Here is a 25,249-nt window from a genome sequence, read left to right on the forward strand (position 1 = left end):
GGTGTAATTTCCATTTTTCATAAGGAAGATGTTGGTGATTATAAAGGTTGGAGGGGGCCCATCCATTGGTAGCCGACACCCCTTACATTTCGAATGGATTCTTCCCCTAGGGCATCCCTCAAGCGTACAATCGCATTGTCTATGGTTCGTTCTGTTGGGAAACTGTCTTCGCCCACAATGTAGTCTAGAATTTCTGAACGGCTGAAGACTTTTGTGGGATCACTTAGGAGTAAGGCAAGGAGGGAACAATCCCGTTTGGAAAGAAGAGTTACCTGCCCATCTTCGTTTTTGACAAGGAAGGAGTCCAAATGGATTTCCTTTGAATTCATTTTCCATTTTTGACCGAAGTGAGGGCGGGTGAGAGAAACCACTCGCTCCAAACGGATCAGGAATTCTTTTAGATGAAACGGTTTTGGGATAAATTCGGAAGCACCTAGTTCAAAACCGCGGAGTCGCTCTTGTGCTCCCGCTTGTGCCGTCAGGAATAAAAAAGGTAGGTCTTTTTCCTTTGCGACGATCATCTCAGCAAGATCAAATCCATTACCATCTGGCAGGCGTAAGTCGAGAACCACCAAATCAAAAAGATTTGGTTTGTATACATCTCTTGCATCAGAAACTGATTTTACCCATTGCACGCGGTACTTATCCTGTTCCAAACGTTCTTTTAATGTTTCACCAAGGCCTTCATCGTCTTCGACTAGTAAAATTCTTGGTTTCATAACACCTCGTGGAAACAAAGTTTGACTTGAAAACCTTTTGTCGAACTTGGAAATTCTAGTTTCCCTTTCATCTTTTCCATTAATTTTTTCACAATATAGAGCCCGATCCCACTCCCACTGGTCTTCGAATGGCGTAAAAAGGGAAGGGTTAATTGTTTTTTGTTACCATTAAATCCTAACCCATTGTCTTCGAGTAAAAAACAAATTTTGTTTTTTTCTTGGAAGATGTGTAGTTTGATTTGTTCTGCTTTCCCATGCCGTTTGGCATTCTCAGTAAGATTTTTTAACATAGCAAAAAAAGCTTTTTTGTCTATATACACTTTTTTTTGCAATGGTACCTTAACCTCCCAAACTAGGTCTGGTTCATGGTGAGAATAAGAATCTTTTAATTCTTGTAAGGTGAGGTTTTCCAAATACAAAACTTCTCCTTGCATGAGACTTGCAAGGTAAAATGCATTTCCCATTTGGGATTCAATCCTTTGGTTTTCTTTCCAAATTTTTTGCAGTTTGCGTTTGAGTTCGGGATTTTTTGTGTCTTCTAATAAAACTTCGATTTGCAGCTGTAAGCTGGCGATCGGTGTTTTCATTTCATGTGTGACAGTAGAAAAAAAATCGGAGATAAGTTTAGATCGTTTGTGGTCTCTGTAAGAAAGTACCGCTAAGGTCACCCCACCCAGCGTTAACATGGAAAGGAAAAATGAACCTTCCAGTTGTAACATACGGTTCACACGATTCAGTTCCAATTGCCTTTCCTGGCTAATGGATATTTCAGAAATGGTTTTGGCTTGGCGAAACCCTAAAATCCACCACCAGACTCCTAGTGAAAGAGTGAGGGAAAGCCATGCCAGAGAAAAAAACATACGAAATTGTGCTGATCCTCTCAATTTTGCCTCTCAAAACAAGATAAGGGTATGGGGAAGGACGACGAGCAAAAAAAGATGTTGTCACATTGGCCCAACCCAAGAATTTATTTTTAAGGAGAACAACTTTGAACTTCGACGAAATCTCGAAACATCTTGGAAACGACGCGGAATCCCTCCTTGGATTCAAATCACCAAAAATAGCAAAAGAACTCATTCACGTACCTGGTAGCGATTGGGTAGACAGAATTTTTGCACCCACAGACAGGTCCATCCCTGTTCTCAGAAGCATTCAAACTTTACTTGGCCATGGCCGACTTGGTGGAACAGGGTATGTATCCATTCTTCCAGTAGACCAAGGAATCGAACACTCCGCAGGTGCTTCGTTTGCGAAAAACCCAATTTACTTTGATGGCGAAAACATCATCAAACTCGCAATGGAAGGTGGCTGTAATGGTGTGGCAACTACATTAGGTGTGCTTGGATCAGTGGCGCGTAAGTATGCTCACAAAATTCCTTTCATTTTGAAGATCAACCACAACGAACTTCTTACTTACCCGAATAAGAGTGAACAAATTCTCTTTGCAACAGTGAAACAAGCATATGACCAAGGTTGTGTGGCAATTGGAGCAACGATTTACTTTGGTTCTGCAGATGCAGGTCGTGAGATTGTTGAAATTTCAAAAGTGTTCCAAATGGCACATGAATTGGGAATGGCAACCATCCTTTGGTGTTACATCAGAAACAATGCGTTCAAAAAAGACAAAGATTACCATGTTTCTGCTGACTTAACGGGACAAGCAAACCACTTAGGTGTGACCATCCAAGCGGACATCATCAAACAAAAGTTACCTGAAAACAATGGTGGATACAATGTCCTCAACCAAGAGTCGTCTTATGGTAAAACAGACAAACGTATCTATTCTGATCTAACTTCTGACCACCCAATTGATCTCACTCGTTACCAAGTAGCGAATTGTTATATGGGAAGAGCAGGGTTAATCAATTCTGGTGGAGCATCTGGTGAAAACGATTTACAAGATGCTTTGAAAACAGCTGTCATTAACAAACGTGCTGGTGGAATGGGTCTTATTTCCGGAAGAAAAGCCTTCCAAAAACCGATGAAAGATGGAGTGGCTTTACTTCATGCCATCCAAGACGTATACTTATCTAAAGAAATCACAGTGGCTTAATCGAAAGCATTGGGATCTTTGATTCGTGTCAAACAAAGAAGGGCAGGGGTACTAGTATCTCTGCCCTCAATTGTTTCTGAACATTCCTTTGAATGTGGTGACATCTATAGTTTATATCCTTTATGTGATTGGGCCAGAGACATTGGCTTCAGTATCATCCAATTATTACCATTAAACGATACGGGATACGGTTACTCACCTTATAGTGCCATTTCTGCATTTGCCATTGATCCGCTATATATATCCTTATACAAATTAGGTCTCCCAAACCAGTCTCGAAAAAAAGAAATTCGAACATTACACAACCATCCGAATCGTATCCGGAATGAGAAAATTAAATGTATCCGTGAATACTATGATTCACATCAAAAAGCTGCCTTAAAAGAGGCAGTCGACTTTTTAGATAAACAACCTTGGTGTTATTCGTATGGAACTTTCCGCGTATTGTATGAAACCTACGAAGGGAAAAATTGGTGGGAATGGCCAAAAGAATTTCAAAATCCTTTAGCTGCCAAAGATTTTATTTTTTCAGAAAGGCGAGAAGAGGTTATGTTTTGGGTGTATTTGCAAAAGATCGCCTATGACCAGTTATCTGCAGTAAAGGTGCATTTAGAAGATAAAGGAATTTATTTAAAAGGTGATATGCCAATCCTTACGGCTCGTAATTCCTGCGATGTTTGGGAACACCCTGAATATTTTTATATGGACTTACAAGCAGGAGCACCTCCTGACCATTTTTCCCAATCAGGGCAAACATGGGGATTCCCTGTTCTCAACTGGGATGTATTACAAAAAAATCATTACAGCTGGTGGAAAGATCGTCTCACGTATTTAGAACATTTTTTCCATCTTTATCGCATTGACCATGTAATTGGCATGTACCGGATTTGGGCGATTCCTCGTGAAGACAAAACGGCACTCAAAGGTTGGTTCCACCCTCAATTTGGAATTGAAACCAGTGAATTTTTAAAGGCAGGAATTGATCCTAAGTCCATGGAGGCGAAAGGTCTTATCCATGAATTCAAACCCAATCATTATATCTTCTATTGGGATTTTTGGAAAGAGGAGAGTTACCAGTCCCTACCTGAAGAAACCAAAACAAAATTGTTCCCTCTCTCGCAACTACACATCACAGAGGAAGAAAAACATTGGAGAGAAGCTGGTGAAGCGATTTTAGAAATTTTCGAATCGTTTTCTTCAATGGTTCCGTGTGCAGAAGATTTGGGTTCTGTGCCAAGTTTCATTCGTGATTCTTTGTTTGAAAGGCAAATGATTGGAATTGATGTGGTGCGATGGACAAGGTCATTTGCCACAGGGGAATACATTGATGAAGACCATTACCGTGAAAATGCAATATCAGTTTTATCCACACATGACACAAGTTTGGTGATGGATTGGTGGAAAAACGAAGGAGATTTGGAATCCAATTTACAGTTTTTCTTTGATCGAGTCGGTAAACCAAGACCAGAATCCGAAAACCAAATCTTGGAAGGCCTCTTGGAATTTGTATTCCAAACCAAAAGTATCTTTTGTATCCAACTATTCCAGGATCTGGCTCTTGGAGTTCCTGACGTATTACAAAATCCGGAAAAACACCGCATCAATTACCCAGGAACCCCTGACCATTCCAATTGGACATACCGCTTTCCGATCCTCATTGAAGAGTTTGCCTTAGACTTCCAAAGGAATTTTACGCTTCGAAAACTCGTGCATTCTTCGGGAAGAAATTAGAATTTTTTTAAATTTTGACAGATTCGTTCAAGTGGATCCTACCAATCTTTGGTAAAGTGTAAGTCTACTCTGGAGGTTCCCATTGAGATTTGCAAAAGAAATGGCATTTTATTCTGCCTACCACCAAGAAAAACGAAATGTTTGGATTCATGTTTTAGGTGTGCCCACCATTACCTTTACTTTGTTTGTAGTACTCAGCCGTTTTTCATTGTTTGAATGGAATGGATTTAATGTTTCCGCATCCCTTGTTTTTACCCTAGCGATCCTAGGTTATTATTTTACATTAGACGTTGTGTTCGCTTTAGTCGCTACACTATTGTTTGGTGGACTTTTTGTGACAGCTGAGAGGATCACAGCACAGCTCCCTTCCCAAACAGCATGGACCATCTTTGGACTTGGGCAAGTGATTGGTTGGGGTTCCCAGTTTTATGGGCACTTTGTGTTTGAAAAAAGTAGGCCAGCCCTTTTTGACAATTTGTTCCAAGCGCTTGTATCGGCCCCACTCTTTGTCGTTGCCGATGTATTTTTTGAATTGGGTTACCGTTTAGATCTAAAAATAGCAGTCGATGATGAGTTAAAACAAAAAGGAGTTTGGAAAGACTTTAGCGTTCAAAAAACAGCTTAAACTTTTTACTAGTCCTAACTTTTGCTTTATTCCAAGTTAGGACTAGTTTCACAAAAACAAACATTCGATAGATGAGTCCCTCCTAAAAATAAGGAGGGTTTCACACCAAACATCTTCTTAAATGTCCGTGAAAGATGTGCTTGGTCACTAAACCCTGCCGCATGAGATGCGGTTGTTAGGTTCTCGCCATTTTGAAGTAATCTTGCCGCAATGTGTAACCTTTGCCATAACAAATACTGTCGGAGTGGAATTCCCATATTCTCTTTGAATAAATGCATAAAACGATCTTTTGAAATACCTGTTTCTTTTGATAGTATGCTTAAGCTGATTGGATTTGGAAGAGTCTCTTTGATTCTTTTGATGGCAACATTTATCCTATGGTCCCACTCCATATTTGATTTTGTGGAACCAAGAACTTCTAAAATTTCTTCATACACCTTTCTTGCGGTTTGGCAATTCAGAGTATTTGTAAATAGTGGTTCTGCCAACTGTTGGATTTTTTTGATCGAAACTTTATCGAGTAAAACATAACGATCCTTCATTTCAATTTTTTTATACTCCTCCGATTTTGGATCCAATTGGATCACAACGATTTCTGTATGGCTTGCTTCCAATCGGTGGAAAAAATTAGGAGGGATGATGATCCCTTCGGTTTCAATGGTTTCTTTCTCTTTTGTGACCAACTGAAATGGTGATTGTTTTGAAACTAAAATCGAAACTGCATAGTGAGAGTGTGGTTCTGTGACGAGACCTTGGGTTCCGAGTAAGATTCGTTCTCCAAAGTAAAAAAGACTTCCTTTTCTTTTGCCATCCATATACTAAAAAAATCTTATCGAAGGTTTCGAAAAAGGCAAGGATTATCGAATGAAACAATGGATTTTGGGTTTCTTCCTACTTGTGGTTGGAGGTGTTGTCTCTGCCAAAGAAAAAGGAGAATTTGTTTCAGACTGGATCCCAGTCTCTCCCACATTTTCCACTCCTACCGATTTTTCCTTCCCCGAATCGGAATCGGTGGAACTTTTTGAATCCTTTTTATACTTTCAAACTCATTTGTATTTCCAAACCAAAAACAAAGACAAACAATTCTCAATTTACGAATACAATTTGGAAACGGCCAAGTTTCAAATCAAACCTTGGGACAAAGGAAAGGTCCTAGGTTGGACGGAATGTAAGGGAGATTTTTTAATTCAAACCAAACGGAAGTTATATGGAGTGAATCCACATACATGGGAAATCAAAAAAGATTTGGACCTCCCAGCCAATTCTTCCAATTGGAAAGACATTCTTTGTTCCGAGGGACGATTGGTGCGATTGGACAAAGACGACTTGGAAGTCTTTGATTTGGAAACTTTGGAAGAAAAACCGAAGATTCGTCTTCCTATGAAATCGGTGCAAAGGATTGTCAAAGGTTCAAAAGACGAAATTCTACTGATCTCATCGTTTTCTGGTAATACCATCCAGTCATTTTCACTTTTGGATACACAAACAAAAAGAGAGTGGAAGTTCCCTACAAACCACAGAGCTCTCTTCAAAATGACTCAAATCAGTCCTGATCGATTTTTGGTTTTTGATCCGATTACGAAAATTTATGGGGAATGGCTTTTGTTTGATGATCATTTTTTTCCATTGGTTGGCCTCTCCAAACGTTCTGACGGTAACGTGATACGATTTTCTCCGATTTCGTCAAACCTCCAATACCAATTGGACCTTACCTCTACGGGTGATCTTCCTGAAACTGATTACAATGTCATCCTTCCGAAAAAAGATACCTATGCACAAGAGTTACGTGAAGAAACATTTTATTCACCAAGTGTTTTTAGTTTGGATGAAACAGGGAATCGAACTTTAACAGTCACCATACCAAGTATGAAAGAGGGAGAATCAAAGAGCATTCCTATTTATTATGGAAAACTCACTCGTTTCAAAATCCATTGGAAATTTGATCCGAACCTTATTGTGAAACGAGAAGAATCTGAATCTAAATTCCCCAATGAACTCCGGGATGATTGGTTTGTGAAACTTGAAGACCCAGTTGTGGTTGGAAAACGGGAGGAGTTATTCCAAGGAAAAACGACAATTCACGAAATCCTTTCTGAAACGGCAAAGTATGTTTCTTCCATTCCTTACAAGTCTGGTAAATTTGAAGCAGCACCGAATGTCATCGAAAAAAACAATGGTGGTTGCACAGAACATTCCTATGTCACCATGTCTTTGTTACGTGGCGTTGGAATCCCAGCTCGACTTGTATGGAACTACCTCCCCACTGAAACTTCGAGTGAGATGTACTTTAACCATAAATATGTTGAAGTTTGGGTCGCCGGTTTGGGATGGATTCCTATGGAACCACTTGTTCCACCGAAATCAAAACCGGGTGTGACCCATGCAAGGCATTTGGTTTTTTCTGTTTTGCCAACTCCAGTACATCCAAAAATTTCTGGTGGAGACCGTTTGGTCCAACTCACAAAAGAGCATCTTTCCTATGGGAAAAAGGTTAAGATGAAACTCTCCATCCTGAAAAAAGAAAAAGGTGAAACGGGGGAAGAGGAGGAGGGTGTCCTTCCTGTTCTCAAAAACAATCGGTCAATTTTGTCTGGTGAAGAAATGGTTGTACCTTAAGCTCCATTTCCTTTATTGTCTTACTTCCGTAAGACAAAGTTTTCGCCATTTTTAGGGCCGGATTTACGAATGAAAAGGCGTTTGTCGACTGAAACACCGAGTAACACTTGATAAATGTCTGTTAAGATGGGCCTTGATGAATAATACCCATGACCAAGGCCACCAACTCCAAGTACTGGATCATCTACTTCGTTTACATTGATCACATCCACACCAGAATACTTAAAACACATTCCGGCCCGTGGTGCCCCGTTTACTTTTTGAGAAGCGATGAGAGCATTGTCACCTGGTGAACAATATAAGGTGATTCGTTCAGAAGATTTAGTGAGGTCACTCAGCAATAGTTCAAATTCATTTTTATCAAAGTCAGGTGCATTTAAAATGAGTTCCGAAATGAATTTTGATTTTCCCGATTTAGCAAGGGAAGCAATGGAAGGTAACACCACTTGATGTCCCATACTGTGAACAACAAGTTGGATTTTTTTCCCTGTGGACGAGATTTCTTTTAGAAAATTAGCGAATGGTTCACGGTTGATTTTTGCTTCAGTAAAATTCAAATCATACGTTGATTTTACCATCACTTGCCCAAGTAAACCCGCATCTGCCCCAGCGGGCCAAGAATACACAACCACTTCTCCAGGAAATTTAAGATCGTATTTGATTTGGCCTGCACGGAGTACGGCTTCATCAAAATTCACATTGAAGCCATGGACAAATACCAAAACCTCTTCACTCCCAGAAGTTTTGATTTTGGATAAAAATTCTTTTTCATCCGTATTCACTCGGCCTTTGAATTGGAAAAAGGAATGTTTGTCTTGGTTATTGTCGGATGAAATATCACCAATGATATGTTTTGCGGGAACATTCACGATACAAATCCCATAATGAGGGTTAATGTCTGTGATAAAACCAAAACTATTCCCTTCACAACTGTCTTTTGCTCCCATCTCCCTTCTTGTTGTGACAAAATGTACGTTTAGGTTTTTGGTTTCATCAAAAGGATCAGTAATTCGTTTGTTGATTTGTTCTCCAATTTTAGTAGGAGTACAGGCTGTGATCAAAACGACAAAAAAGAAAATCGGAACCAAAAAAAACCATTTTGAAACTGATATTCCTGCACTATAGGATACTACAGAATTGGAAAGATTGGTAGAATGTTTGTCAGGTTGGGAATTAGAAGGGGTATCCGTTTTTTGCGATGCGGTTTCAGATTGTGATGGTTTGTATTTCATTTATAAGAAAATCCTTTGATGAGTTTTGTGGGATTGATGTTTTTGCCATCTTTAATGACTTCAAAATGTAAGTGAGGTCCAAAACAGTAGCCGGTACAACCCGAACGAGAGATAATCTTTCCGGCACTTACATAATCACCTTCTTTGACATAGAGTTTTGAGTTGTGAGCATAAAGGGTTTGGTAATTGTCATCATGAGACAATATGATTGCATTACCATACCCTCCCATCCAACCAGAGAATGTGACCTTTCCTTTCCTTGCCGCATAGACAGATTCGTAATTGGCACGTAGGTCGAGTGCCATATGAAATTTGTATTGGGGGTATGAACGAGTTCCCCAACCAGACGTAATGACTTTGGAAGCGACTGGGATCCTCCAAACAGGGCCAGTTTCAGGGATCACAGCACCCGGTAAAAAGACCTTTTGTCCTGATTTAAATAAATCATAATCTTCCAATTGGTTTTCTGCGTAGATGTCGTCGATTTTGACTTTATAATAATCTGCAACCTTTGCGAGAGTTTCCCCTTTTTTGAGTTTATACATTAACCCTTGTTTATTGGGAATGTTTAGAATTTGGCCTGAGATAAGAGATACTTCGGGATTGATTCCGGAACTCCCTGCAATAGATTCAACGGAAACCTTAAATCGACGGGCAATGTCAGATAAGCTTTCATTTTTTTTCACTTTGTATTGTGTGACTTTTAGCTTTTTGTTTTTATTTTCAGCAAGTTTGTCTAGTTCTGCTGAACGAAGGATTGCCATTTTTTTGTCTTCGGTTTCTTGTAAGTATTTGGCATCGGCAAGTTTTGCTTCTTTGTCCTTCGTATCGTTCTCTTCCACCTCAGTGGACATACTTAAGAATTCTTTTTCCATCAAACTTTCTTCGTAGGTTTGTTTGTCGACGATGATAGAAAGTAAAAATGCGATGATAAACGAAAAGGTTAGGAGTGGTAAAATCCGATACCGTTTACGATTGAGATCGATGGTTCCGTGTAGAACACTTGATTGTGATTGTAGATTATAAAAATACTTACCTGGGGAAACTTGGATGACGTTAATGTTTCCCCAACGTAACACATGCTTGCCGATCGTAGACTTTTCAGGTGAACGAAGTAGCATGTGTTAAATGGAAATTAAGTTAGTCCTTTGAATCTAATGATTTGATTCCGCCAAAGGATTCTTCTACAATCTTACGAACGTCTTTTTTCTGACCGCCAGTGATTGTGATATTTCCTTTTGCTACGACACCTTTTTGAAGTTCCAAATAAGGAGCAGTGATGTCACCTAACATACGCCCAGTTCCTTCTAACTTGACTTCGTTTTCGGCTTTGATGTTACCTATGAGGGTTCCGGAGACAATGACTTCTCTGGCACTGATATTGGTTTTAACCTTACCGGTTTCTCCAATGACAAGTGCGTCTTCTGTTTTGATATCACCTTCGAATTTTCCATCGATTCTAAGTGAACCTGCGATATAAAATTTACCTTCAAATATCGACCCTGGTCCGATAACGCTGTTGATGGAATCCTTACCTATTGCCATTCCTGCTCCTTTTCCCCTTCTGTGAGAATCAAAATTTTCGGTCTATCTGACAAGCCTTTTTAGTAGTCAATTTCCTCATCTCCGCTAAAGACCGACTTTTTTCGTTTCGGTGGTTTGGATTCAGTGGGTTTTTTCTCTACTTTTGTGTCTTGTTTTTTAGGTTCTACGGGTTTTTGTATGACTGGGCTTTGTGGTTTAGATTCTACCACATTCCAAGCCGAACCATGGTCGTTACAGATGTCTTTTGGTACGGTTTGTGGGATGAAGTATTCTTCCAAAAGGTCATGGCATTGGTTACTTGGGAGTTTGCCTGACATGCGACACACGGTTCGTTTGGTGATTTTGACATCAGCCAGCCAAGGGAATTCTTTTGCGGGTTCTTTTTCGAGGGCACGAGCCATAAATCGGCCCCAAACTGGTGCAGAAAGTTTCCCTCCTGTCATCCCTCGCCCGAGGGAAATAGTTCCTACATCATAACCAAACCATACCGAGGTGACAAGTTCAGGGGTATAACCCACAAACCATGCGTCACGGAAATTATTAGTAGTCCCTGTTTTGCCATAAGCCTTCCGATTCAATCCATAGGAAAGTACACCTCGTCCCGTACCTTCTTCTACCACATCTTTCATCATCGAAGTGATGAGAAAGGCTGCCTCTTTTGAGATGATCTGTTTACGCTCTACATCTTCGTAATCTTTACGAAAGTCTTTGATGACATTACCTGCGTTGTCTTCCACATACAGAACTGAGATCGGGTTTACTGTTTTTCCCCCGGAGGCGAGTGCCGCATAGGCACGTGTGAGTTCGTAAGGAGTGAGTTCAAAAGAACCAAGCGAAACACTAAAGTTATAAGGAATATCTCTTCCTTGCAATTGCAACAAACCACGTAGGCTCTCCATCAAATTGGAAAGTCCCACTTGTTCGAGGACTCGAACCGCCACTGAGTTTTTAGATTGTTCGAGAGCCTTTCGTAACAAGATAAACCCAGAGTATTCGCTACTGTAGTTTTCAGGTGCCCATTCATCTCCATCCTCCATCAGGTATTGGAGTGGAGAGTCGGCAAATAATGTAGCAGGCGTTACGTTTTTTTCAGGGTCTGGGTTTTTTCCAGAATAATCCATTGCAGCCGCATACAAGACGGGTTTAAAAGCTGAACCAGGTTGGCGGAAGGCTTGGAAGGGACGAATTTGTTGGTTATCGGAACGAAATCCTGATCCACCTACGAGCGCTGTGATATAACCTGTTTCTGGGCGAATGGCAATAAGCGAACCTTCCACTGGGAGTAGGTGGTCTTTTGTAATTTGGGACGTATAGTTTTTATCGAGAGTGTCACCTAGATAATCGTCTCCTGTAAGTAAGTTTAAGGCATAAAACTCATCGCGAATATCTTCTTGGTAAGCAGATGAGAAAGTTCGTTCAATTTTTGAAATTTTAAATTTAAATTCTGGTAAGTCATACAAATCAGCGATTAAGGAATAGCCACTGCCATACAAATCATCAAAGGCATCAATGTTACGAAACGCACGTTGATTTGACTCTATCGTTTGTCTTTGTAAGGCGGGAAGGAGTGCTTTTTCTGCTTCTTCTTGGTGGCGGATTTGGATGGTCGAATAAATTTTAAGTCCACCATTATACAAACGACTGGAACCAATCGAACGGATTAAATTTTTACGAATGTATTCTGTGACATAGGGAAACCTATTTAGTCTATCAGAAAAAGCAGAATCATTTGGAGAACGATTGAGGTTTGTATAATATTCTTCTAAAATTCCAAATTCCTTTTCTGCATCGGCAACAGTCATCCTTCCATTTTCCACGAGTTTACGAAATACAACTCTCACTTTGTTCATGCTAGAAACTGGGTTTACAATTGGGCTAAATTGAGTGGGTCTTGTGGTAAGGCTTGCAAGGATTGCCGCTTCGCCCCAAGATAAATCTTGGACTTCTTTTCGAAAGTAAAACCGAGACGCAGCACCTACACCAATCGTTCCGTGCCCAAGTGGGATTTCGTTCAAATATACTTCTAGGATTTTGTCTTTTGGATACACAAGTTCGAGTAAAATGGCAAGCCATGCTTCTCTCGCTTTCCTTGCAATGGAACGTTCGATGGATAAAAACTTTAACCTTGCAACCTGTTGTGTGATTGTGGAAGCACCTTCTTTCACTCGGCCTGCCATTAGGTTCACTACAAACGCACGTGCAATCCCTTTGAGATCAATTCCATTATGTGAATAAAACGAATTATCCTCTGTTGATAAAAAACATTGGATCACTTTGTGGCGATTGTCAGCGGAATAGTTGGTTTCTTCTGACTTTAGTTGTTCTAACTTAACGGGAATACGAGAAAATTTATAATATTCGGCGATGGGTTCGTATTCCCCTTTGTCATTTAATCCGTATAAGGTGGATGGGATATCATAAACGGCAGCTTCCCCTAATCGGAAAAAATCTTTTACCGAACCTGTAAGCAAAAAACCGTTTAAAACTCCAAATCCTAAAATGGCAAGGAAGGTGTTTCTAACTTTTTTGTCTCCAGTCCAAATCCTTTCTGTGACGATCCGAAACCAAATGATAAAATACTTTTCAAAGAGCCCAACGGGTTCTTGTTTCATACAATTTCCTTTTTCAAATTCCTACTAAACGAGCGGTGAAAATTCCTTCATATGGTCAATGCCATGGTAACGAAGGCCCGTATCCAAATTATACCCACCAAGAGAGTCCAGAATCTTGGATCGGCTCTCTGGTGAAAAACTATATTCATAAGCTCTGGTTAAAATTTCTTTGCAAGCTTGGCTTGCTTGGTTTAGGAGTTCGATGAAAGAATCGTTGAACTTGCGGTTTGGGTCTGCCGGGTAAAACCATTCTCGTTTTTCATCATTCATGATCTTGGGATTGATAGTCTCAATTGTTGGTAACATGAGAACACTTGCATTGTATCTATGAAAGGTCAAAGTATCCACTACATTGACTAAGCCACGCATGAAAGCACTCCTTGAATCCAAAGTAGAAGTGAACCGATAAAACCCAAGGTAGGATTCATTTAAGATATCCCCTGGGATGATTTTTTTTTCAGAGCCAATGTATGAGGATTGGAATTCTTTTGGGAAAGTTTCCTTTAATGATTGTAACCAAAAGTTCCAAAGTACTGGGTCCATTTTGTTTTTGATCCCAACTGTACGGTGGCGGATATCAATGTATTGAGGGAAATCATATTCTCTGGCATTCATTCCCCACCTGTGGTTGATGAGCAGGGTATCAAGTCCAAACTCTACCTTCATATGGTTCACTTGGGCTTGGTAGGAAATCTTTTTATCGTCGTTATAATAGTCACCAGAGATATAAAAAATATAAGGGTGGGTTTGGATATCGACCACACAGTGGCAGATATAACCCAGTGTGAAGGCAAGGAAACGGTCGCGGTAGAGTCCCATCTCAGTGTCATACACTTGGTCAAGAAAACTCAAAATCAGTTCTGCCACTTTATGGTGATGAGCAAGGTCTCCAAAAAATGCGGCCTTCTTTGTTCGTTTGGGTTGTAGTACATGGTAAAAATAAAAGATATCAGGAGCAACAGCACCTAAGTTGGCATAGGAGGCAACATCTGGCCTTGCCAGTAAATTCGCAATTTTCCTGTGGGTGGCATTGCCATGTTCCAAGTGTTTTTTTACTTGGGAGAGTGCTTCAATATGTGTGATCTTTCCTGCCATTTTCTACTTTTTTGACTTTATGGATTGGAACCTATTGAAAGGTTTATCTTAAATCCTATGACATCAATCGAAAAACTAAAGTTTTTGAAAGAAGACCAAGTGCGAACTTTGGCTAAAGAATTCGGAACCCCTCTCTTTGTCTATTCTGAGAAAGAAATTGAACAAAAATGTGACGATACGTTGGCTTTTCCCAATGCATTTGGGTTACAAGTCCGTTATGCTATGAAGGCAAATCCCAATTCCAATATCTTACAAATCATGAAAAAAAAGGGCATCCTGATTGATGCATCGTCGGAACACGAAGTGGTTCGGGCTTTGCATTTTGGATTTTCTCCCGAATCCATTATGCTCACTTCTCAAGAATTCCCAAAGGCATTTGTGGAACTCATTGGAAAGGGTGTTAAGTTCAATGCTTGTTCCCTCCGTCAATTGGAACTTTTTGGACAATCGTTTCCTGGTAAATCTGTATCCATTCGTTTTAACCCTGGCCTTGGATCTGGCCATACGAAAAAAACTGATGTGGGTGGTGTGACATCTTCCTTTGGGATTTGGCATGAAAAACTGGATGAAGTAAAAGCTATCGTCAGCAAATACAACCTAGTTGTGGAAAAAGTCCATACACATATCGGATCAGGTAGTGACCCTGAAGTATGGAAGGCTGTGGCAAAATACACACTGGAATATGCAGAAAGTTTCCCTTCGGTCACGGTTGTGAGCCTTGGTGGTGGTTATAAAGTGGGTCGTATGGAAGATGAAAAATCGACCAACTTGCAAACGATAGGTGCTCCGGTCAAAATTCAATTTGAAGAATTTGCCGAAAAACATGGAAGAAAACTCATCTTAGAGATTGAACCAGGTACTTACCTCATTGCGTTATGTGGGGCTCTACTCACGACAGTGGATGATAAAGTAGACACAGGTAAAAATGGATTTCAATTTTTGAAATTGGATACAGGTATGGATTCGAACACAAGGCCTTCACTTTACGGAGCACGCCATCCCCTTGTCACTGTGAAAAAAGATGGTGGCTCACCTTCATCTAACAAAGAGTATGTGGTTGTCGGCCATTGTTGTGAGTCAGGCGATGTGTTCACCCAAAAAGAAGGGGGAGAACCCATCACAAGGCTTATGGGAGAAGCAGAAATTGGAGACTATGTGGTGATGGAAGCTGTGGGAGCATATTGTTCTAGTATGTCTACAAAGAATTACAATAGTTTTCCTGAAACAGCAGAAGTATTACTTCGTAAAGATGGAACAACTAAACTCATCCGTAAAAAAGAACCAGTGATGGAAATTTTCCGAAACGAAATTCTAGTAGTGGAATGAACAATCTATATGCAATCCTACTTGCCGGTGGAACGGGGAGTAGGATGGGTCTTGAGATTCCAAAACAATTTTTACACTTAAGAGGAGAGTCTCTTCTTCGGCATTCAGTCAAACGATTCCAAAGGTTTGGACTATTAAAATCAATGGTTGTTGTTTCTCATCCTGATTGGATTTTGGAAACGGAAAAAGAGTTGGAAGATTTACTTGCACCTAACGATCGAATTGTGGAAGGTGGTGAGACTCGTCATCTTTCTACCTTACAGGGAATTAAATCTTTAACATATGATGAAAAAGATATTTTTTTCATCCATGATGTTGCAAGGCCTAGTTTTAAACAAAACGAACTCTTCCAACTGGTGGAACAAACTAAAATTTTTGGAGCTGCTTCTATTGTTTGTCCTGTGACTGAAAGTTTAGTGCGAGTGAAACTCCACCAAAACTACACTGAAGAACCATTAAAACGAGAGGAAGTATATGCTGTGAAAACCCCACAATCAGTGGCAGGTTTTATGATAAACGAACTATTGTTAGAAGCATTGCCTTCCAATCCAAAACTTCATCCCACAGATCTTTGTACTTGGATGGGGAAACGCAAAGTAGGAATGGTTGAAACAGATTTTCATAATACAAAAGTAACAAGCCCCGGGGATATTACCCTTGCAGATTCACTTTATATAGAAGATCTTACCTAACTTATCTTCCGTGAAATAATTTAAATCTCTGTTTCCAAATCCAAACTCGAAAAAGATTTTTATTATCGATCGTATCAATTTGGATGCCAAAACCTCTTGGTTTTCCATATTTTCCTTGTGGGTTTGACCACCTGACAACACCTGCAACCGAAATTTCCCCAGATCGAGTTTGGATTTTCACACGACAAGGTTCGTTTTCATTGAGTACCGTTTCTGATTCAATGTACATTCCTTCCAAAGAAACATTGAGTAAGGTTGCATTGGTTGATTCGTTTTTTTTATTTTGGAAGGTTACCGGATTGGAAACGGGGTAACGCGGTGCGAAAACTCGGTGTAAAAATGATTCATAGATTTGTTTCTCTTCCTTTTGGGCAATGAGGAATAATAACTGCACACCTGCAATTTCAGTTCCGTCGGCTTCTTTATCAATCCGTACCACCTTGCCTTCGACAGAAATTGAAGCTGGTTCTCTGTTTTCTTTTTCCAAGGTAAGGAGTAAATTGATTGGATCCCCAGGTTTTAAGAAATGGTGTTTGGTTAGGGGGAGTAATACTCCGTTTTTCGAGATGTTAATGGTTAGTCCATCTCCCTCTCTTTCTCCATCAGCATTGGTCCAATGGAAAGGGATGGGATGAGTCTCTCGGTACTTGGAACGCCACCCGCGACGAGTAGGACTCAGATACGGTGCGGCAATTTCTCTTCTTAGAAAATAAAAAGCAATCGCAAGTAAGACTGTTGTGATCCCCAAATTCCAAACAATGTCAGTGGTTTTAATGCGAATGCCTGCGAGGAAAAATTTTTTCCCAAGCGATACAGAAAAGACCATCCATATATTGTATGTTAGGATAAGGAATGTAAAACAAAGGAATAGATAATACCCAAACTTTTTTTTGCTGATCAGTCCGTAAGCGATAATGGCACTTAGAAAAGAAAACACATACTGCCAAGGTTGGATCCTTGTGAGGATCATTCCAACATGGTCAAAATCCAAGTCATACAAGGATGCAATGGCAAAAAAGATAATAAATGGTACCGCAAAAAAACCAAGCGTTACTAGTAGAACAGGAATTGGATAATTGAAGAAACGAAAAGTCACCCGAAAATAAAACTGCTTTTTTTGCTTTTAGTCAACTTATTTTTGAACTTTGGTTTCTTTAATCATTGGAACTTGGTTCTTGTTCTGTGGCTTGAGACGGTTCATCTTTGGGCGAATCTTGTGTGTTCTCCTCAGTCATTGTGACAGAATCTGTGCTTCCGGCATTGGGTTCCTTAGTCGGAATCCCGTTGATTAGAATATGCAATTCTTTTTGTTTTTCTGAGATGTTATCTTCTACGGCCGTTAGTCGGTTGATGATACTATGCAAAATCACCGATAAAAACCCGGGACTTTCCTTTCCCATTCCTAAAAAAATATCTTTCGTGATGATCCCAACCTTTGTATCTTCCGCAGCTGCGACAATTGTTGCGGCACGAGGAGAAGGGAATACAAGTGCCATTTCTCCGAAAAATTCTCCGGGTTTGATGTCTCTCACATACTGGTCTTCGCCAGAAGTTTTCCGTTTGAATACCTGTAATAAACCTGAAAACACAAAGTACATCTTGCCATTACATTCTTCCCCTTCTGAAAATACTTTTGTGCCTTGGGCAAAATGGTCGATACGAACTTCGGTTATATACTTTCGTAAATGTTCTACATTCATTTGGTTTCATCCTTTTGGATTTCTTCGATCATTTTGTCGAGTTCAGCAAGCCTTGCTTCCGCCCGATGGAGTTTTTCCACTGTACTCTTTGTGAGTTGGAATAAAAAATGTGTGTTGATTCTAGCTAATTTTTCAAATTGGTCTTCGCGTAATATTCCAACACGTGCATTTGCAGAGACAACACTGATTGTCATGGCACGTGGTCTTCGTGTGATGAGGGAAAGTTCACCAAAAAATTCACCCGGTCCAAGTCCTTTAATCACCTCTTGAGATCCATCTGGCATCCGTTTGGTGACAGCAAACATCCCACTCATGATACAATACATACTGCCATCATGTGGATCACCTTCTCGAAAAATCACATCCCCACGAAGATACACTTGTGTAGAGATGTTTTGCATAAATTCCAGTATGTTCATCGGACTTATCCTATAGGTATCTGACAGTCATATAAAATTCCAAAACAAAGGCAAGTGAATCATAAAATCTCACTAGACAGAATTCCCTAGTACAAAAACCTGCTTATACAACCACAATGCGGGCGTGGCGAAATTGGCAGACGCACCAGATTTAGGTTCTGGCGCCGTGAGGCGTGGGGGTTCAAGTCCCTCCGCCCGCAAAACAAAACTTTCTTACTCATTCCAAACATTCAAATGGACCACCACACCCGGAGGGGCTTGAACAGTGGCGCGACCAGAAACTGTGACGACCCATAGGGAGTCATAGTTTCTGCAAGTTTGCCAGGAAGGCAAACGTCGAGCGACGCCGTGCCTCGAAGCGTAGCAAACACACGAAGTGTTTGCAGCGAAAGAGGCAAGTCCCGAAGCAGAACAGATTGTAAATAGAACTTGGCTTAGTACGAAAGAACAAACTAATCTTAGTTAACGATATGATCTTAGATATGTAAACATCAATGTCTCTTCCTACCCATAGGGAGTCATAGTTTCTGCAAGTTTGCCAGGAAGGCAAACGTCGAGCGACGCCGTGCCTCGAAGCGTAGCAAACACACGAAGTGTTTGCAGCGAAAGAGGCAAGTCCCGAAGCAGAACCGTTTGTCAATAGAGCTTGGCTTAAAACGAAAAATCAAATAAATCTTTGTGGAGATTCAATTCCTGATCACATTACACTTATTTCTTCTACTTTATGGTGAGTATCTTTATCATCCCACCCTCGCGCCAGCGATTGCAGCGGAAATCCTTTCGCAGAGCGAAAGATTGGAGCGGAAAGCGCGGTCGTGCTAAATGACGAGTCTGCTCCTCTAACAAATCCGAGGCGCCCAAGGAAACTTACACTGGTTTTTTGAAATCAAAAAATGTTTCGACATTCACTTGTCAGGTGATGGAATTTGGTATGCATGACTTCCTTTCTAATCGAGTTAGTTTACTCTTTCCTAAACCTACCTTTGGTTACAAATGAAAGTTTCCTAAAAAGGATTTACATAGCCGAATCGGATGTTTTTAGTAGGGTAAGTCCAAAGATCATTACAAAAGATATGATCGAAAGATTCGGAGAAACGAATTGAATGGCAGCCTATATGAATGACAACGACACTTGTGGTCGGTTGAGAGATGTTTATCAATTTTATGAATCACTCCGATAAGTTTATATTGTAGGAATGGTGGTGATAGTTACATACGTGCCTGTGATACACAGTGGGCTCAGGTGGTTTATTCTTGTGGGATGATGTGATTTGTTAACAAATGATAGTAGAGAAATATTTAATTCGATTGGTTCCGTTTTTTTTGGGATTATTTTTTATCACATGTACTTCCCAATACTACCTAACTTTGATTTCACCAGGAATTACCTCTGATGTAAGACTCAAGAAACAAACAGATTTGCGAATGGAAGAAGCATCCTTTTATGGACCATGGTTTTACTCCCATACTACATTCTATATCGAGAAATCACAATTACCGAAAGTTTTAGAAGATCCTAATAATACTGTATTCCAACCCAAAGAAAAGTTTATTTTGAAAAAAGGTGATGATTCACAACTTCATTTATTATTTGAGTTTTGTTATGATAAATCAAAGCAGATTGATATTGAAAAGGATATGGAAAATTATCGTTTTCAATTGAATGGTGTTGATCCATCTGAAAAGTTGGTTTATCTTTATCCGTATTCATATTTCAAAAAAGGGAAAACATTTAGACGAAGATTCCCATTTTATGAAAGGTTGGCATATCCACGGGAACATATATTAATCACAACTGGATACGACCAACTGTATTGTGTTAGGACTCTCCTTCGTTTTGATCCGTCCATTGAAAAACGAGGTTATAATCATTTTGAGGTAATAACACCGCGTAATCAATATTTATATTATGAATACGAAATGGAAAAAGAATTTGTCAGATTTACGGAAGAGGAGATCAATTGAAGCGGTTGAGGTTTTTCCATATCAATTTAAGATTGTATTTTATTTTAAGTTTCTTTTGTTTCGGATGTGATGGAGTGATCCGCGGTGAAAAAAAGATATTAATTCGTGAAAAGTCAGGTCTTCTAAAAGAATATGAAGGGGATTGCCTTGTCTCTCTATTTTCAAAGTCTTCCCATGGAAAAGGTAAGTCTCTTCATCAAACCGGAGTCAAGGTAAAGAAGGGAAATTTAGAATACTTTTTCACGGTATCTCCATTTTCAAAAGTCTACATAAAGGAAATTGAATGCACTGGTGGAATCCAAAGTTCTAAAGAAATCCATTTTCCAGAAAATGCAAATTCAAATTTTGCAGATTATTTGATCATTCGCGAATTACAATAACTGATGGAATACCAAACATATCCACCTCACAAAGATTTAAGTTCTATCGTCAAATGTTATTGGACTTTAAAAGTAGAACCATCTGAAAGTAAAGGCAAACAAATCATTGTCCCAGATGGTTGTATTGAAATGGCATTTTTGCTAGGTGATGGAATTAAACGTTTTACAAATGACGATTGTTTTGTTTTACAACCAAGTACTATGGTCATAGGCCAAATAACGAAACCATTTACAATAGAACCTTTAGGGTATGTAAATACCTTTGCAGTAAGATTCTATCCCTTTGGATTTTCAGCGGTCCATTCCGCTGGTATGGACAAATTAAAAGACAAAGAAACTGACTTGTCGGAACTTTTCGGAAGTCGTGTTGTAAGTGAATTAACTAATCAAATTCGAGCGGCGAAAGATACAAAAGAAAGAATTCATTCAATAGAAAACTTTTTGTTCGGTTTAATCAAAGAGAAATCCAACCAAGAACGAGTGGTTCAAATGGCAATTGATACTTTGCTCAAAAGCCAAGGTTCAGCTTCCATTCGTTCGATAGGGAAATTAAATTCCAATAAGATTCGAGATTTAGAACGAAAGTTTTTAAAGCAGGTGGGAGTTTCGCCAAAACAATTAGGAAAAATCATTCGTTTGCAAACGGCAATTAAGCTTATGTTAGATGAAAAAGATAAATCTTTGACACAAATTGCTTACGATTCGGATTATTATGACCAGTCTCATTTTATTAAAGATTTCAAACAAGTGACGGGTTTGAATCCAAGTGATTTTTTTGGTGATAAAAGTTTTTTATTATCCACAATTTTTTATCAAAAAGAATAATTTGTCGATTTTTTACAATTGGAGCCAACGGTAACAAGGTATACTCCTTTCTGAGTTTAATAATTTTGTTGAGGAAATGAAATGAATTTTTATTTAAATGTAAGTAAGATTCTGTCTTTTTTGCTTTTTTTGACAGTTGTCGTACACTGCAAAGACAAATCACAATCGGAACTTGAAACAAAAAGCAAACAAGGAGCGGGGAACCAAATGGATGTAAAGGTATCAATTGTTGAAATTCCGATGACAGAAGTTGTTCGATCCATTACTTTTTATGAAAAAGTTTTCCAGACTAAAATTGAAAGAATGACCATGGAGGATACCGAACTTGGAGTGTTTCCTTCGAATGGGAACGGTGCGAACATTGTTCTCACGAAAGGAAAAGACTACAAACCAAAGTCTGAAGGAGTTTTAGTTTATTTGGATGGTGGCGACGACCTCCAACCGATTTTAAGTTTGGTATCTCTGAATGGTGGAAAGGTCCTCCTTCCGAAAACAGAAATCAGTCCAGAAATGGGATATTTTGCCATTTTTCTAGACACAGAAGGCAATCGCATAGGGCTTCATTCTAAAAACTAAACAATTGTAATGTGGAACGATTGAATTTTTTTGCAAAAAATTTTCAAAAATCTCTTTCAATGGATCTAACCTTTTTTGAATGATTAGAAGAAGGTTGGATCTTTCGCTTATGATTAAAAAAATATCTATATTTTGTTTGGTGTTAGTTCTTGGATTTGGTTATGAAATACATTCAGCAAGGTTATTTACTTTTCCTTCCACAAACAATGATTGTCGATTTAAACCTGGTTATTATATAGAATCCATTCCTCTGGAGGATGGTGAGTTAAAAATCCACGTCGAAATCACAAATGAATTTGCCACCTTTCATCGAATCATTGATAAATATTATGTGAAGAATGAAATCAATTGGACTAAAGACTGCGAATTCGAACTCGTCACTTTAGAAATTACCGATCCAATCTTACTTGATAGCGATTTTATTGGGAACAAAACCTACTACCGAGTGAAACAAGTAAAAGAGACCACCTTCCAATACATGGAAGTGAATAAACAAAACGTTATATCTTTACAATTCCAGGGGTTGGTTTTCCCACACGCTGTGATGGAGTGAGTGTGGAAATTTATTTGTCTTTGGACAAAAATTCAAAGTTAACATTTTGTATGGAACTTTCCTATGATGATAACTTTATGATCGGTATGAATTCTTAAGTTCGGAAAATACGTATCAACTTTTGAAAGTATGGATTTTATGCTTTATCCCAATTTCAAGATTTTTTTAGTCCGATTCAGAACTATGGTAAAATAGTTTTCTACGGTTTGTTTCCAGAATGCAATTGTATTCCCAAACGAATTCCCTGCAGGAGGAATGAGTGTTTGGCTCGTAACGCCACCCCCATTTATATTTTGGTTTGCAGGGACTCCTCCTCGAATGCTATGAAATGTATACACTCGATTGGTAGTTATTGGTTCAGAGACCACGATGTCTTGGAGCCCATCTGCATTTGTGTCTTGGAACTTAAGGCCTTGTGAAAAATTTCCTCCAGTATTCAAACCAGCGAAGAGACTATTGGGAGATCCCCCTGCACTTAAATTCATATTGGGAAACCCTGTGATTGGGTCATTTAACACTAAATAAACGTCGCCGATACCAGAACTGGCACCTGTGGCTCCAATCAGTAAATCAGAGAGTCCGTCACCATTGGTATCCCCAGAAGCTAAGCTACCTCCAAAGAAACAATTAGATCCATTACAACTTAAATTAGGTGGTCCAATGAGAGTTGACACAGGTGCGTTTTGAAAGGGGTTTGTGGCATCACAGGTAGAATGGTAAACAAAAACAATTCCCTGATTGGAATTAAAGGTGGGTCCACCAACAGCAAGATCGATACAACGATCTGAATTAAAATAATCCAAAACAAAACTGGCTCCAAATTGGCAGCCAACTCCGATAGCGCAACCCGGTGTAGGAGCTACTAACATTTGTTGTGGAGCCTCTGGCAATATTCCTTGATTCGAAATATAGATATACATTCTCCCTAAACTAGAGGAATATGTGGCAGCACTAACTAAAAGGTCTATATAGCCATCTCCATTGATATCACCTGCTTGTGCATACGATCCGAAATTATCATTTACTCCTGGTTTGTAGACAACATTGGCAGTATTGGTATTTTGTGAATTGATAGCAGCAGTTCCTTGGCTATAAAAAATAAAGACTTCATCATTCCATGGAGAAGCGAAGATTCCATCATCATAACCATCGCCATTGATATCAGCTCCGATGATATTGGTTCCAAATCTTCCTGTACCAGATATTCCATCAAGAATGGCATCCGCGGCTCCACCTGAATTTAGATTTTGTGATGGAATCCCGGATTGGCCTCGGCTAAGAAAAAGATAAGATTTCCCTAAATAATTAGTGCCTGGAGTGAAAGCTTGTGCACCAATAAACACATCAGCAAATCCATCTCCATTGAAGTCTCCAGATGTTATTCGCGAGCCGAAAAATGTTTGTGTAATTCCGTCCGTTAAACTTGTAATTGGTGTTGAATTTAGTGTTTTTGTAATTGGGTTTGTTGAAAATACATACCCATAACCTTGGCTTCCTGCACCTACGTTTGCCGATACAATCAAATCCGGATACCCATCTCCATCAGTATCTTTATTGATTCCTTTCCGAACAAGGATGGTATTTGATTTTTCAAATGGGATGTGTACATAAATTGTATGCAAACTTCCATAAGTCCAAAAACTATTTGTCACTGCTTTTGTCGGTAACTGAGCACGCCAACTACCATTGATCACAGGAATCCTTGAAGGTTGGGCGTCATCAAATCCGACATTCACAAAACTAACATCAGTGGGTGCTGTTCCCACAACAAATCCAGTTTCCACGATTGAGTGATTTGTGAGGTTCGAAATTGTAGCACGTGATTCTGGTAGGAATAAAAGATAGATTCCTAGAGAATATTTTTTTAGTAAGTCGTTATCGGGACAAAGAAAATTATTTAACTTCATCAAACATTCTAGTGGAGGGTGGGTGAGGGGATTTGTCCAACAATTGGATGAAAATAGAGTCATTCCGATGGCTAAAATGAAATGGATAAATTTTTGAAATTTTGGATTCTGTGCCATGGATTTATACAACTAACAATGCATTGATGTTTTGGTTTCAGGTTTTGGAAAGCAATCACTTATTGTCTTTTTTAGTTAAGATAAAGTTGGAATTTAAGAAAAAAATTTCTTTCCTTTTCTTTTTGATTCAAGGACCATACTCCGCATGAGTTTTTTTGAAAGTTTAAAAGCCGTCGCAGCTCAGGCAGTAGAGCTAGTGCAAAACAATCCACAAGTGGTTTCTGGGATCCAAAAGATCATCGAAGAAAATGGTGGAGTTTCTGGGATTGTGCAAAAATTCAAAGAGAAAGGTTTTGCAGATGCTGCTTCCTCATGGGTAGGAACGGGAGACAACTTAAGCATTGGTGCCGACGATGTTTTAAACGTTTTAGGAAATGATTCCGTAAAGGAACTTGCAAGCAAAGTTGGACTCGATAAGGAGGCAACAGCAGGACTTGTCGGAAATTTATTGCCAATTGTCATCGATAAACTTTCACCTGACGGAAAAGAACCAAGCGGAGATATCACATCTCAACTTTCGAGTTTAGCTTCATTGTTTACAAAGTAATCAATTGAAGGGAA

The 25,249-nt window shown here is 39.4% G+C and carries 24 protein-coding genes and 1 tRNA gene; 13 read left to right on the plus strand and 12 right to left on the minus strand.

What is annotated here, in order from left to right; all coding sequences use genetic code 11:
* Positions 1 to 38: 38 nt before the first annotated feature.
* Together EHQ43_RS16975 and EHQ43_RS16980 are read right to left on the minus strand one after the other, a co-directional pair.
* Positions 39 to 719, minus strand: coding sequence for a response regulator transcription factor (locus EHQ43_RS16975; protein ID WP_135741730.1), 681 nt, complete (start codon positions 717 to 719; stop codon positions 39 to 41).
* Positions 716 to 1,579, minus strand: coding sequence for a sensor histidine kinase (locus EHQ43_RS16980; RefSeq protein WP_135741731.1), 864 nt, complete (start codon positions 1,577 to 1,579; stop codon positions 716 to 718). Before EHQ43_RS16980 ends, EHQ43_RS16975 begins: the two co-directional genes overlap by 4 nt.
* 128 nt (positions 1,580 to 1,707) lie before the next feature.
* On the opposite strand from EHQ43_RS16980, the gene EHQ43_RS16985 reads away from it, so the two are divergent.
* The 3 genes from EHQ43_RS16985 (at position 1,708) to EHQ43_RS16995 (ending at position 5,128) form a co-directional block, all read left to right on the plus strand.
* Positions 1,708 to 2,772: a class I fructose-bisphosphate aldolase gene (locus EHQ43_RS16985; protein ID WP_135636627.1), complete on the plus strand. Its 1,065-nt coding sequence runs from the start codon at positions 1,708 to 1,710 to the stop codon at positions 2,770 to 2,772.
* A gap of 9 nt (positions 2,773 to 2,781) precedes the next feature.
* Entirely contained in the window at positions 2,782 to 4,503 is a 1,722-nt protein-coding gene (locus tag EHQ43_RS16990) for a 4-alpha-glucanotransferase (RefSeq protein WP_135771799.1), read from the plus strand.
* Between the two features lie 82 nt (positions 4,504 to 4,585).
* Positions 4,586 to 5,128 carry an Mpo1 family 2-hydroxy fatty acid dioxygenase gene (locus EHQ43_RS16995; RefSeq protein WP_135771800.1) on the plus strand — a complete coding sequence of 181 codons (543 nt, stop codon included), beginning with the start codon at positions 4,586 to 4,588 and terminating at the stop codon, positions 5,126 to 5,128.
* 26 nt (positions 5,129 to 5,154) lie between these two features.
* Here EHQ43_RS16995 and EHQ43_RS17000 read toward each other — a convergent pair whose 3' ends face one another.
* Complete coding sequence (locus EHQ43_RS17000) at positions 5,155 to 5,943, minus strand: helix-turn-helix transcriptional regulator (protein ID WP_135771801.1); 789 nt, start codon at positions 5,941 to 5,943, stop codon at positions 5,155 to 5,157.
* A gap of 49 nt (positions 5,944 to 5,992) precedes the next feature.
* On the opposite strand from EHQ43_RS17000, the gene EHQ43_RS17005 reads away from it, so the two are divergent.
* A complete protein-coding gene (locus EHQ43_RS17005) occupies positions 5,993 to 7,744 on the plus strand; it encodes a transglutaminase-like domain-containing protein (protein ID WP_135771802.1) in 1,752 nt (583 codons plus the stop codon).
* A 20-nt stretch (positions 7,745 to 7,764) separates the two neighbouring features.
* On the opposite strand, the gene EHQ43_RS17010 is transcribed toward EHQ43_RS17005, so the two are convergent.
* From EHQ43_RS17010 to EHQ43_RS17030, 5 genes are read right to left on the minus strand one after another with little or no spacing between them, the layout of a single operon-like run.
* Positions 7,765 to 8,976: an alpha/beta hydrolase gene (locus EHQ43_RS17010; RefSeq protein WP_425269654.1), complete on the minus strand. Its 1,212-nt coding sequence runs from the start codon at positions 8,974 to 8,976 to the stop codon at positions 7,765 to 7,767.
* Complete coding sequence (locus tag EHQ43_RS17015) at positions 8,973 to 10,097, minus strand: M23 family metallopeptidase (RefSeq protein WP_167481812.1); 1,125 nt, start codon at positions 10,095 to 10,097, stop codon at positions 8,973 to 8,975. The genes EHQ43_RS17010 and EHQ43_RS17015 overlap by 4 nt, the downstream gene beginning before the upstream one ends.
* Positions 10,098 to 10,116: 19 nt before the next feature.
* Positions 10,117 to 10,521, minus strand: coding sequence for a bactofilin family protein (locus tag EHQ43_RS17020; RefSeq protein WP_012388418.1), 405 nt, complete (start codon positions 10,519 to 10,521; stop codon positions 10,117 to 10,119).
* Between the two features lie 59 nt (positions 10,522 to 10,580).
* Positions 10,581 to 13,133 (minus strand): penicillin-binding protein 1A, encoded by a 2,553-nt coding sequence (locus EHQ43_RS17025; RefSeq protein WP_135771804.1) that lies wholly within the window; start codon positions 13,131 to 13,133, stop codon positions 10,581 to 10,583.
* 24 nt (positions 13,134 to 13,157) lie between these two features.
* Positions 13,158 to 14,228 (minus strand): zinc dependent phospholipase C family protein, encoded by a 1,071-nt coding sequence (locus tag EHQ43_RS17030; RefSeq protein ID WP_135741738.1) that lies wholly within the window; start codon positions 14,226 to 14,228, stop codon positions 13,158 to 13,160.
* 57 nt (positions 14,229 to 14,285) lie between these two features.
* Between EHQ43_RS17030 and EHQ43_RS17035 the strand changes: the two genes are divergently transcribed.
* Positions 14,286 to 15,554 (plus strand): diaminopimelate decarboxylase, encoded by a 1,269-nt coding sequence (locus EHQ43_RS17035; protein WP_135741739.1) that lies wholly within the window; start codon positions 14,286 to 14,288, stop codon positions 15,552 to 15,554.
* The gene (locus EHQ43_RS17040; RefSeq protein ID WP_135741740.1) at positions 15,551 to 16,246 is read left to right on the plus strand and encodes an IspD/TarI family cytidylyltransferase; all 696 of its coding nucleotides are present in this window, start codon (positions 15,551 to 15,553) and stop codon (positions 16,244 to 16,246) included. Before EHQ43_RS17035 ends, EHQ43_RS17040 begins: the two co-directional genes overlap by 4 nt.
* A gap of 1 nt (position 16,247) precedes the next feature.
* On the opposite strand, the gene EHQ43_RS17045 is transcribed toward EHQ43_RS17040, so the two are convergent.
* The 3 genes from EHQ43_RS17045 to EHQ43_RS17055 are packed head-to-tail and all read right to left on the minus strand — an operon-like array spanning position 16,248 to position 18,365.
* Positions 16,248 to 17,342: a PilZ domain-containing protein gene (locus EHQ43_RS17045; protein WP_135741741.1), complete on the minus strand. Its 1,095-nt coding sequence runs from the start codon at positions 17,340 to 17,342 to the stop codon at positions 16,248 to 16,250.
* A 58-nt stretch (positions 17,343 to 17,400) separates the two neighbouring features.
* Positions 17,401 to 17,946, minus strand: coding sequence for a Crp/Fnr family transcriptional regulator (locus EHQ43_RS17050; protein ID WP_135771805.1), 546 nt, complete (start codon positions 17,944 to 17,946; stop codon positions 17,401 to 17,403).
* The gene (locus EHQ43_RS17055) at positions 17,943 to 18,365 is read right to left on the minus strand and encodes a cyclic nucleotide-binding domain-containing protein (RefSeq protein WP_135741743.1); all 423 of its coding nucleotides are present in this window, start codon (positions 18,363 to 18,365) and stop codon (positions 17,943 to 17,945) included. Before EHQ43_RS17055 ends, EHQ43_RS17050 begins: the two co-directional genes overlap by 4 nt.
* A gap of 118 nt (positions 18,366 to 18,483) precedes the next feature.
* Here EHQ43_RS17055 and EHQ43_RS17060 point away from each other — a divergent pair.
* The 6 genes from EHQ43_RS17060 (at position 18,484) to EHQ43_RS17085 (ending at position 22,664) form a co-directional block, all read left to right on the plus strand.
* Positions 18,484 to 18,565, plus strand: a tRNA-Leu gene (locus tag EHQ43_RS17060).
* 1,081 nt (positions 18,566 to 19,646) lie between these two features.
* Positions 19,647 to 20,330 (plus strand): hypothetical protein, encoded by a 684-nt coding sequence (locus EHQ43_RS17065; protein WP_244242869.1) that lies wholly within the window; start codon positions 19,647 to 19,649, stop codon positions 20,328 to 20,330.
* A complete protein-coding gene (locus EHQ43_RS17070) occupies positions 20,327 to 20,710 on the plus strand; it encodes a hypothetical protein (RefSeq protein ID WP_135771806.1) in 384 nt (127 codons plus the stop codon). Before EHQ43_RS17065 ends, EHQ43_RS17070 begins: the two co-directional genes overlap by 4 nt.
* A 3-nt stretch (positions 20,711 to 20,713) precedes the next feature.
* Positions 20,714 to 21,535 (plus strand): AraC family transcriptional regulator, encoded by an 822-nt coding sequence (locus EHQ43_RS17075; RefSeq protein WP_244242870.1) that lies wholly within the window; start codon positions 20,714 to 20,716, stop codon positions 21,533 to 21,535.
* Between the two features lie 81 nt (positions 21,536 to 21,616).
* Positions 21,617 to 22,111: a VOC family protein gene (locus EHQ43_RS17080; protein ID WP_167481813.1), complete on the plus strand. Its 495-nt coding sequence runs from the start codon at positions 21,617 to 21,619 to the stop codon at positions 22,109 to 22,111.
* Between the two features lie 109 nt (positions 22,112 to 22,220).
* Entirely contained in the window at positions 22,221 to 22,664 is a 444-nt protein-coding gene (locus EHQ43_RS17085; RefSeq protein WP_244242872.1) for a hypothetical protein, read from the plus strand.
* A gap of 143 nt (positions 22,665 to 22,807) precedes the next feature.
* Here the strand turns inward: EHQ43_RS17085 and EHQ43_RS17090 are convergent, their stop codons facing one another.
* Positions 22,808 to 24,688: an FG-GAP-like repeat-containing protein gene (locus EHQ43_RS17090; protein WP_135771809.1), complete on the minus strand. Its 1,881-nt coding sequence runs from the start codon at positions 24,686 to 24,688 to the stop codon at positions 22,808 to 22,810.
* A gap of 145 nt (positions 24,689 to 24,833) precedes the next feature.
* Here EHQ43_RS17090 and EHQ43_RS17095 point away from each other — a divergent pair, with 145 nt between their 5' ends.
* Positions 24,834 to 25,235: a YidB family protein gene (locus EHQ43_RS17095; protein WP_135741748.1), complete on the plus strand. Its 402-nt coding sequence runs from the start codon at positions 24,834 to 24,836 to the stop codon at positions 25,233 to 25,235.
* Positions 25,236 to 25,249: the final 14 nt, after the last annotated feature.

Origin of the sequence: Leptospira bouyouniensis, from assembly GCF_004769525.1 — a bacterium.
GTDB lineage: Bacteria > Spirochaetota > Leptospiria > Leptospirales > Leptospiraceae > Leptospira_A > Leptospira_A bouyouniensis.

Bases quoted from the DNA above. Each gene is read 5' to 3' on its own strand.
- EHQ43_RS16975 (WP_135741730.1), bottom strand. From the start codon at position 719: ATGAAACCAAGAATTTTACTAGTCGAAGACGATGAAGGCCTTGGTGAA.
- EHQ43_RS16980 (WP_135741731.1), bottom strand. From the start codon at position 1,579: ATGTTTTTTTCTCTGGCATGGCTTTCCCTCACTCTTTCACTAGGAGTC.
- EHQ43_RS17000 (WP_135771801.1), bottom strand. From the start codon at position 5,943: ATGGATGGCAAAAGAAAAGGAAGTCTTTTTTACTTTGGAGAACGAATC.
- EHQ43_RS17005 (WP_135771802.1), top strand. From the start codon at position 5,993: ATGAAACAATGGATTTTGGGTTTCTTCCTACTTGTGGTTGGAGGTGTT.
- EHQ43_RS17010 (WP_425269654.1), bottom strand. From the start codon at position 8,976: ATGAAATACAAACCATCACAATCTGAAACCGCATCGCAAAAAACGGAT.
- EHQ43_RS17015 (WP_167481812.1), bottom strand. From the start codon at position 10,097: ATGCTACTTCGTTCACCTGAAAAGTCTACGATCGGCAAGCATGTGTTA.
- EHQ43_RS17020 (WP_012388418.1), bottom strand. From the start codon at position 10,521: ATGGCAATAGGTAAGGATTCCATCAACAGCGTTATCGGACCAGGGTCG.
- EHQ43_RS17025 (WP_135771804.1), bottom strand. From the start codon at position 13,133: ATGAAACAAGAACCCGTTGGGCTCTTTGAAAAGTATTTTATCATTTGG.
- EHQ43_RS17030 (WP_135741738.1), bottom strand. From the start codon at position 14,228: ATGGCAGGAAAGATCACACATATTGAAGCACTCTCCCAAGTAAAAAAA.
- EHQ43_RS17035 (WP_135741739.1), top strand. From the start codon at position 14,286: ATGACATCAATCGAAAAACTAAAGTTTTTGAAAGAAGACCAAGTGCGA.
- EHQ43_RS17040 (WP_135741740.1), top strand. From the start codon at position 15,551: ATGAACAATCTATATGCAATCCTACTTGCCGGTGGAACGGGGAGTAGG.
- EHQ43_RS17050 (WP_135771805.1), bottom strand. From the start codon at position 17,946: ATGAATGTAGAACATTTACGAAAGTATATAACCGAAGTTCGTATCGAC.
- EHQ43_RS17055 (WP_135741743.1), bottom strand. From the start codon at position 18,365: ATGAACATACTGGAATTTATGCAAAACATCTCTACACAAGTGTATCTT.
- EHQ43_RS17065 (WP_244242869.1), top strand. From the start codon at position 19,647: ATGATAGTAGAGAAATATTTAATTCGATTGGTTCCGTTTTTTTTGGGA.
- EHQ43_RS17075 (WP_244242870.1), top strand. From the start codon at position 20,714: ATGGAATACCAAACATATCCACCTCACAAAGATTTAAGTTCTATCGTC.
- EHQ43_RS17080 (WP_167481813.1), top strand. From the start codon at position 21,617: ATGAATTTTTATTTAAATGTAAGTAAGATTCTGTCTTTTTTGCTTTTT.
- EHQ43_RS17085 (WP_244242872.1), top strand. From the start codon at position 22,221: ATGATTAAAAAAATATCTATATTTTGTTTGGTGTTAGTTCTTGGATTT.
- EHQ43_RS17090 (WP_135771809.1), bottom strand. From the start codon at position 24,688: ATGGCACAGAATCCAAAATTTCAAAAATTTATCCATTTCATTTTAGCC.
- EHQ43_RS17095 (WP_135741748.1), top strand. From the start codon at position 24,834: ATGAGTTTTTTTGAAAGTTTAAAAGCCGTCGCAGCTCAGGCAGTAGAG.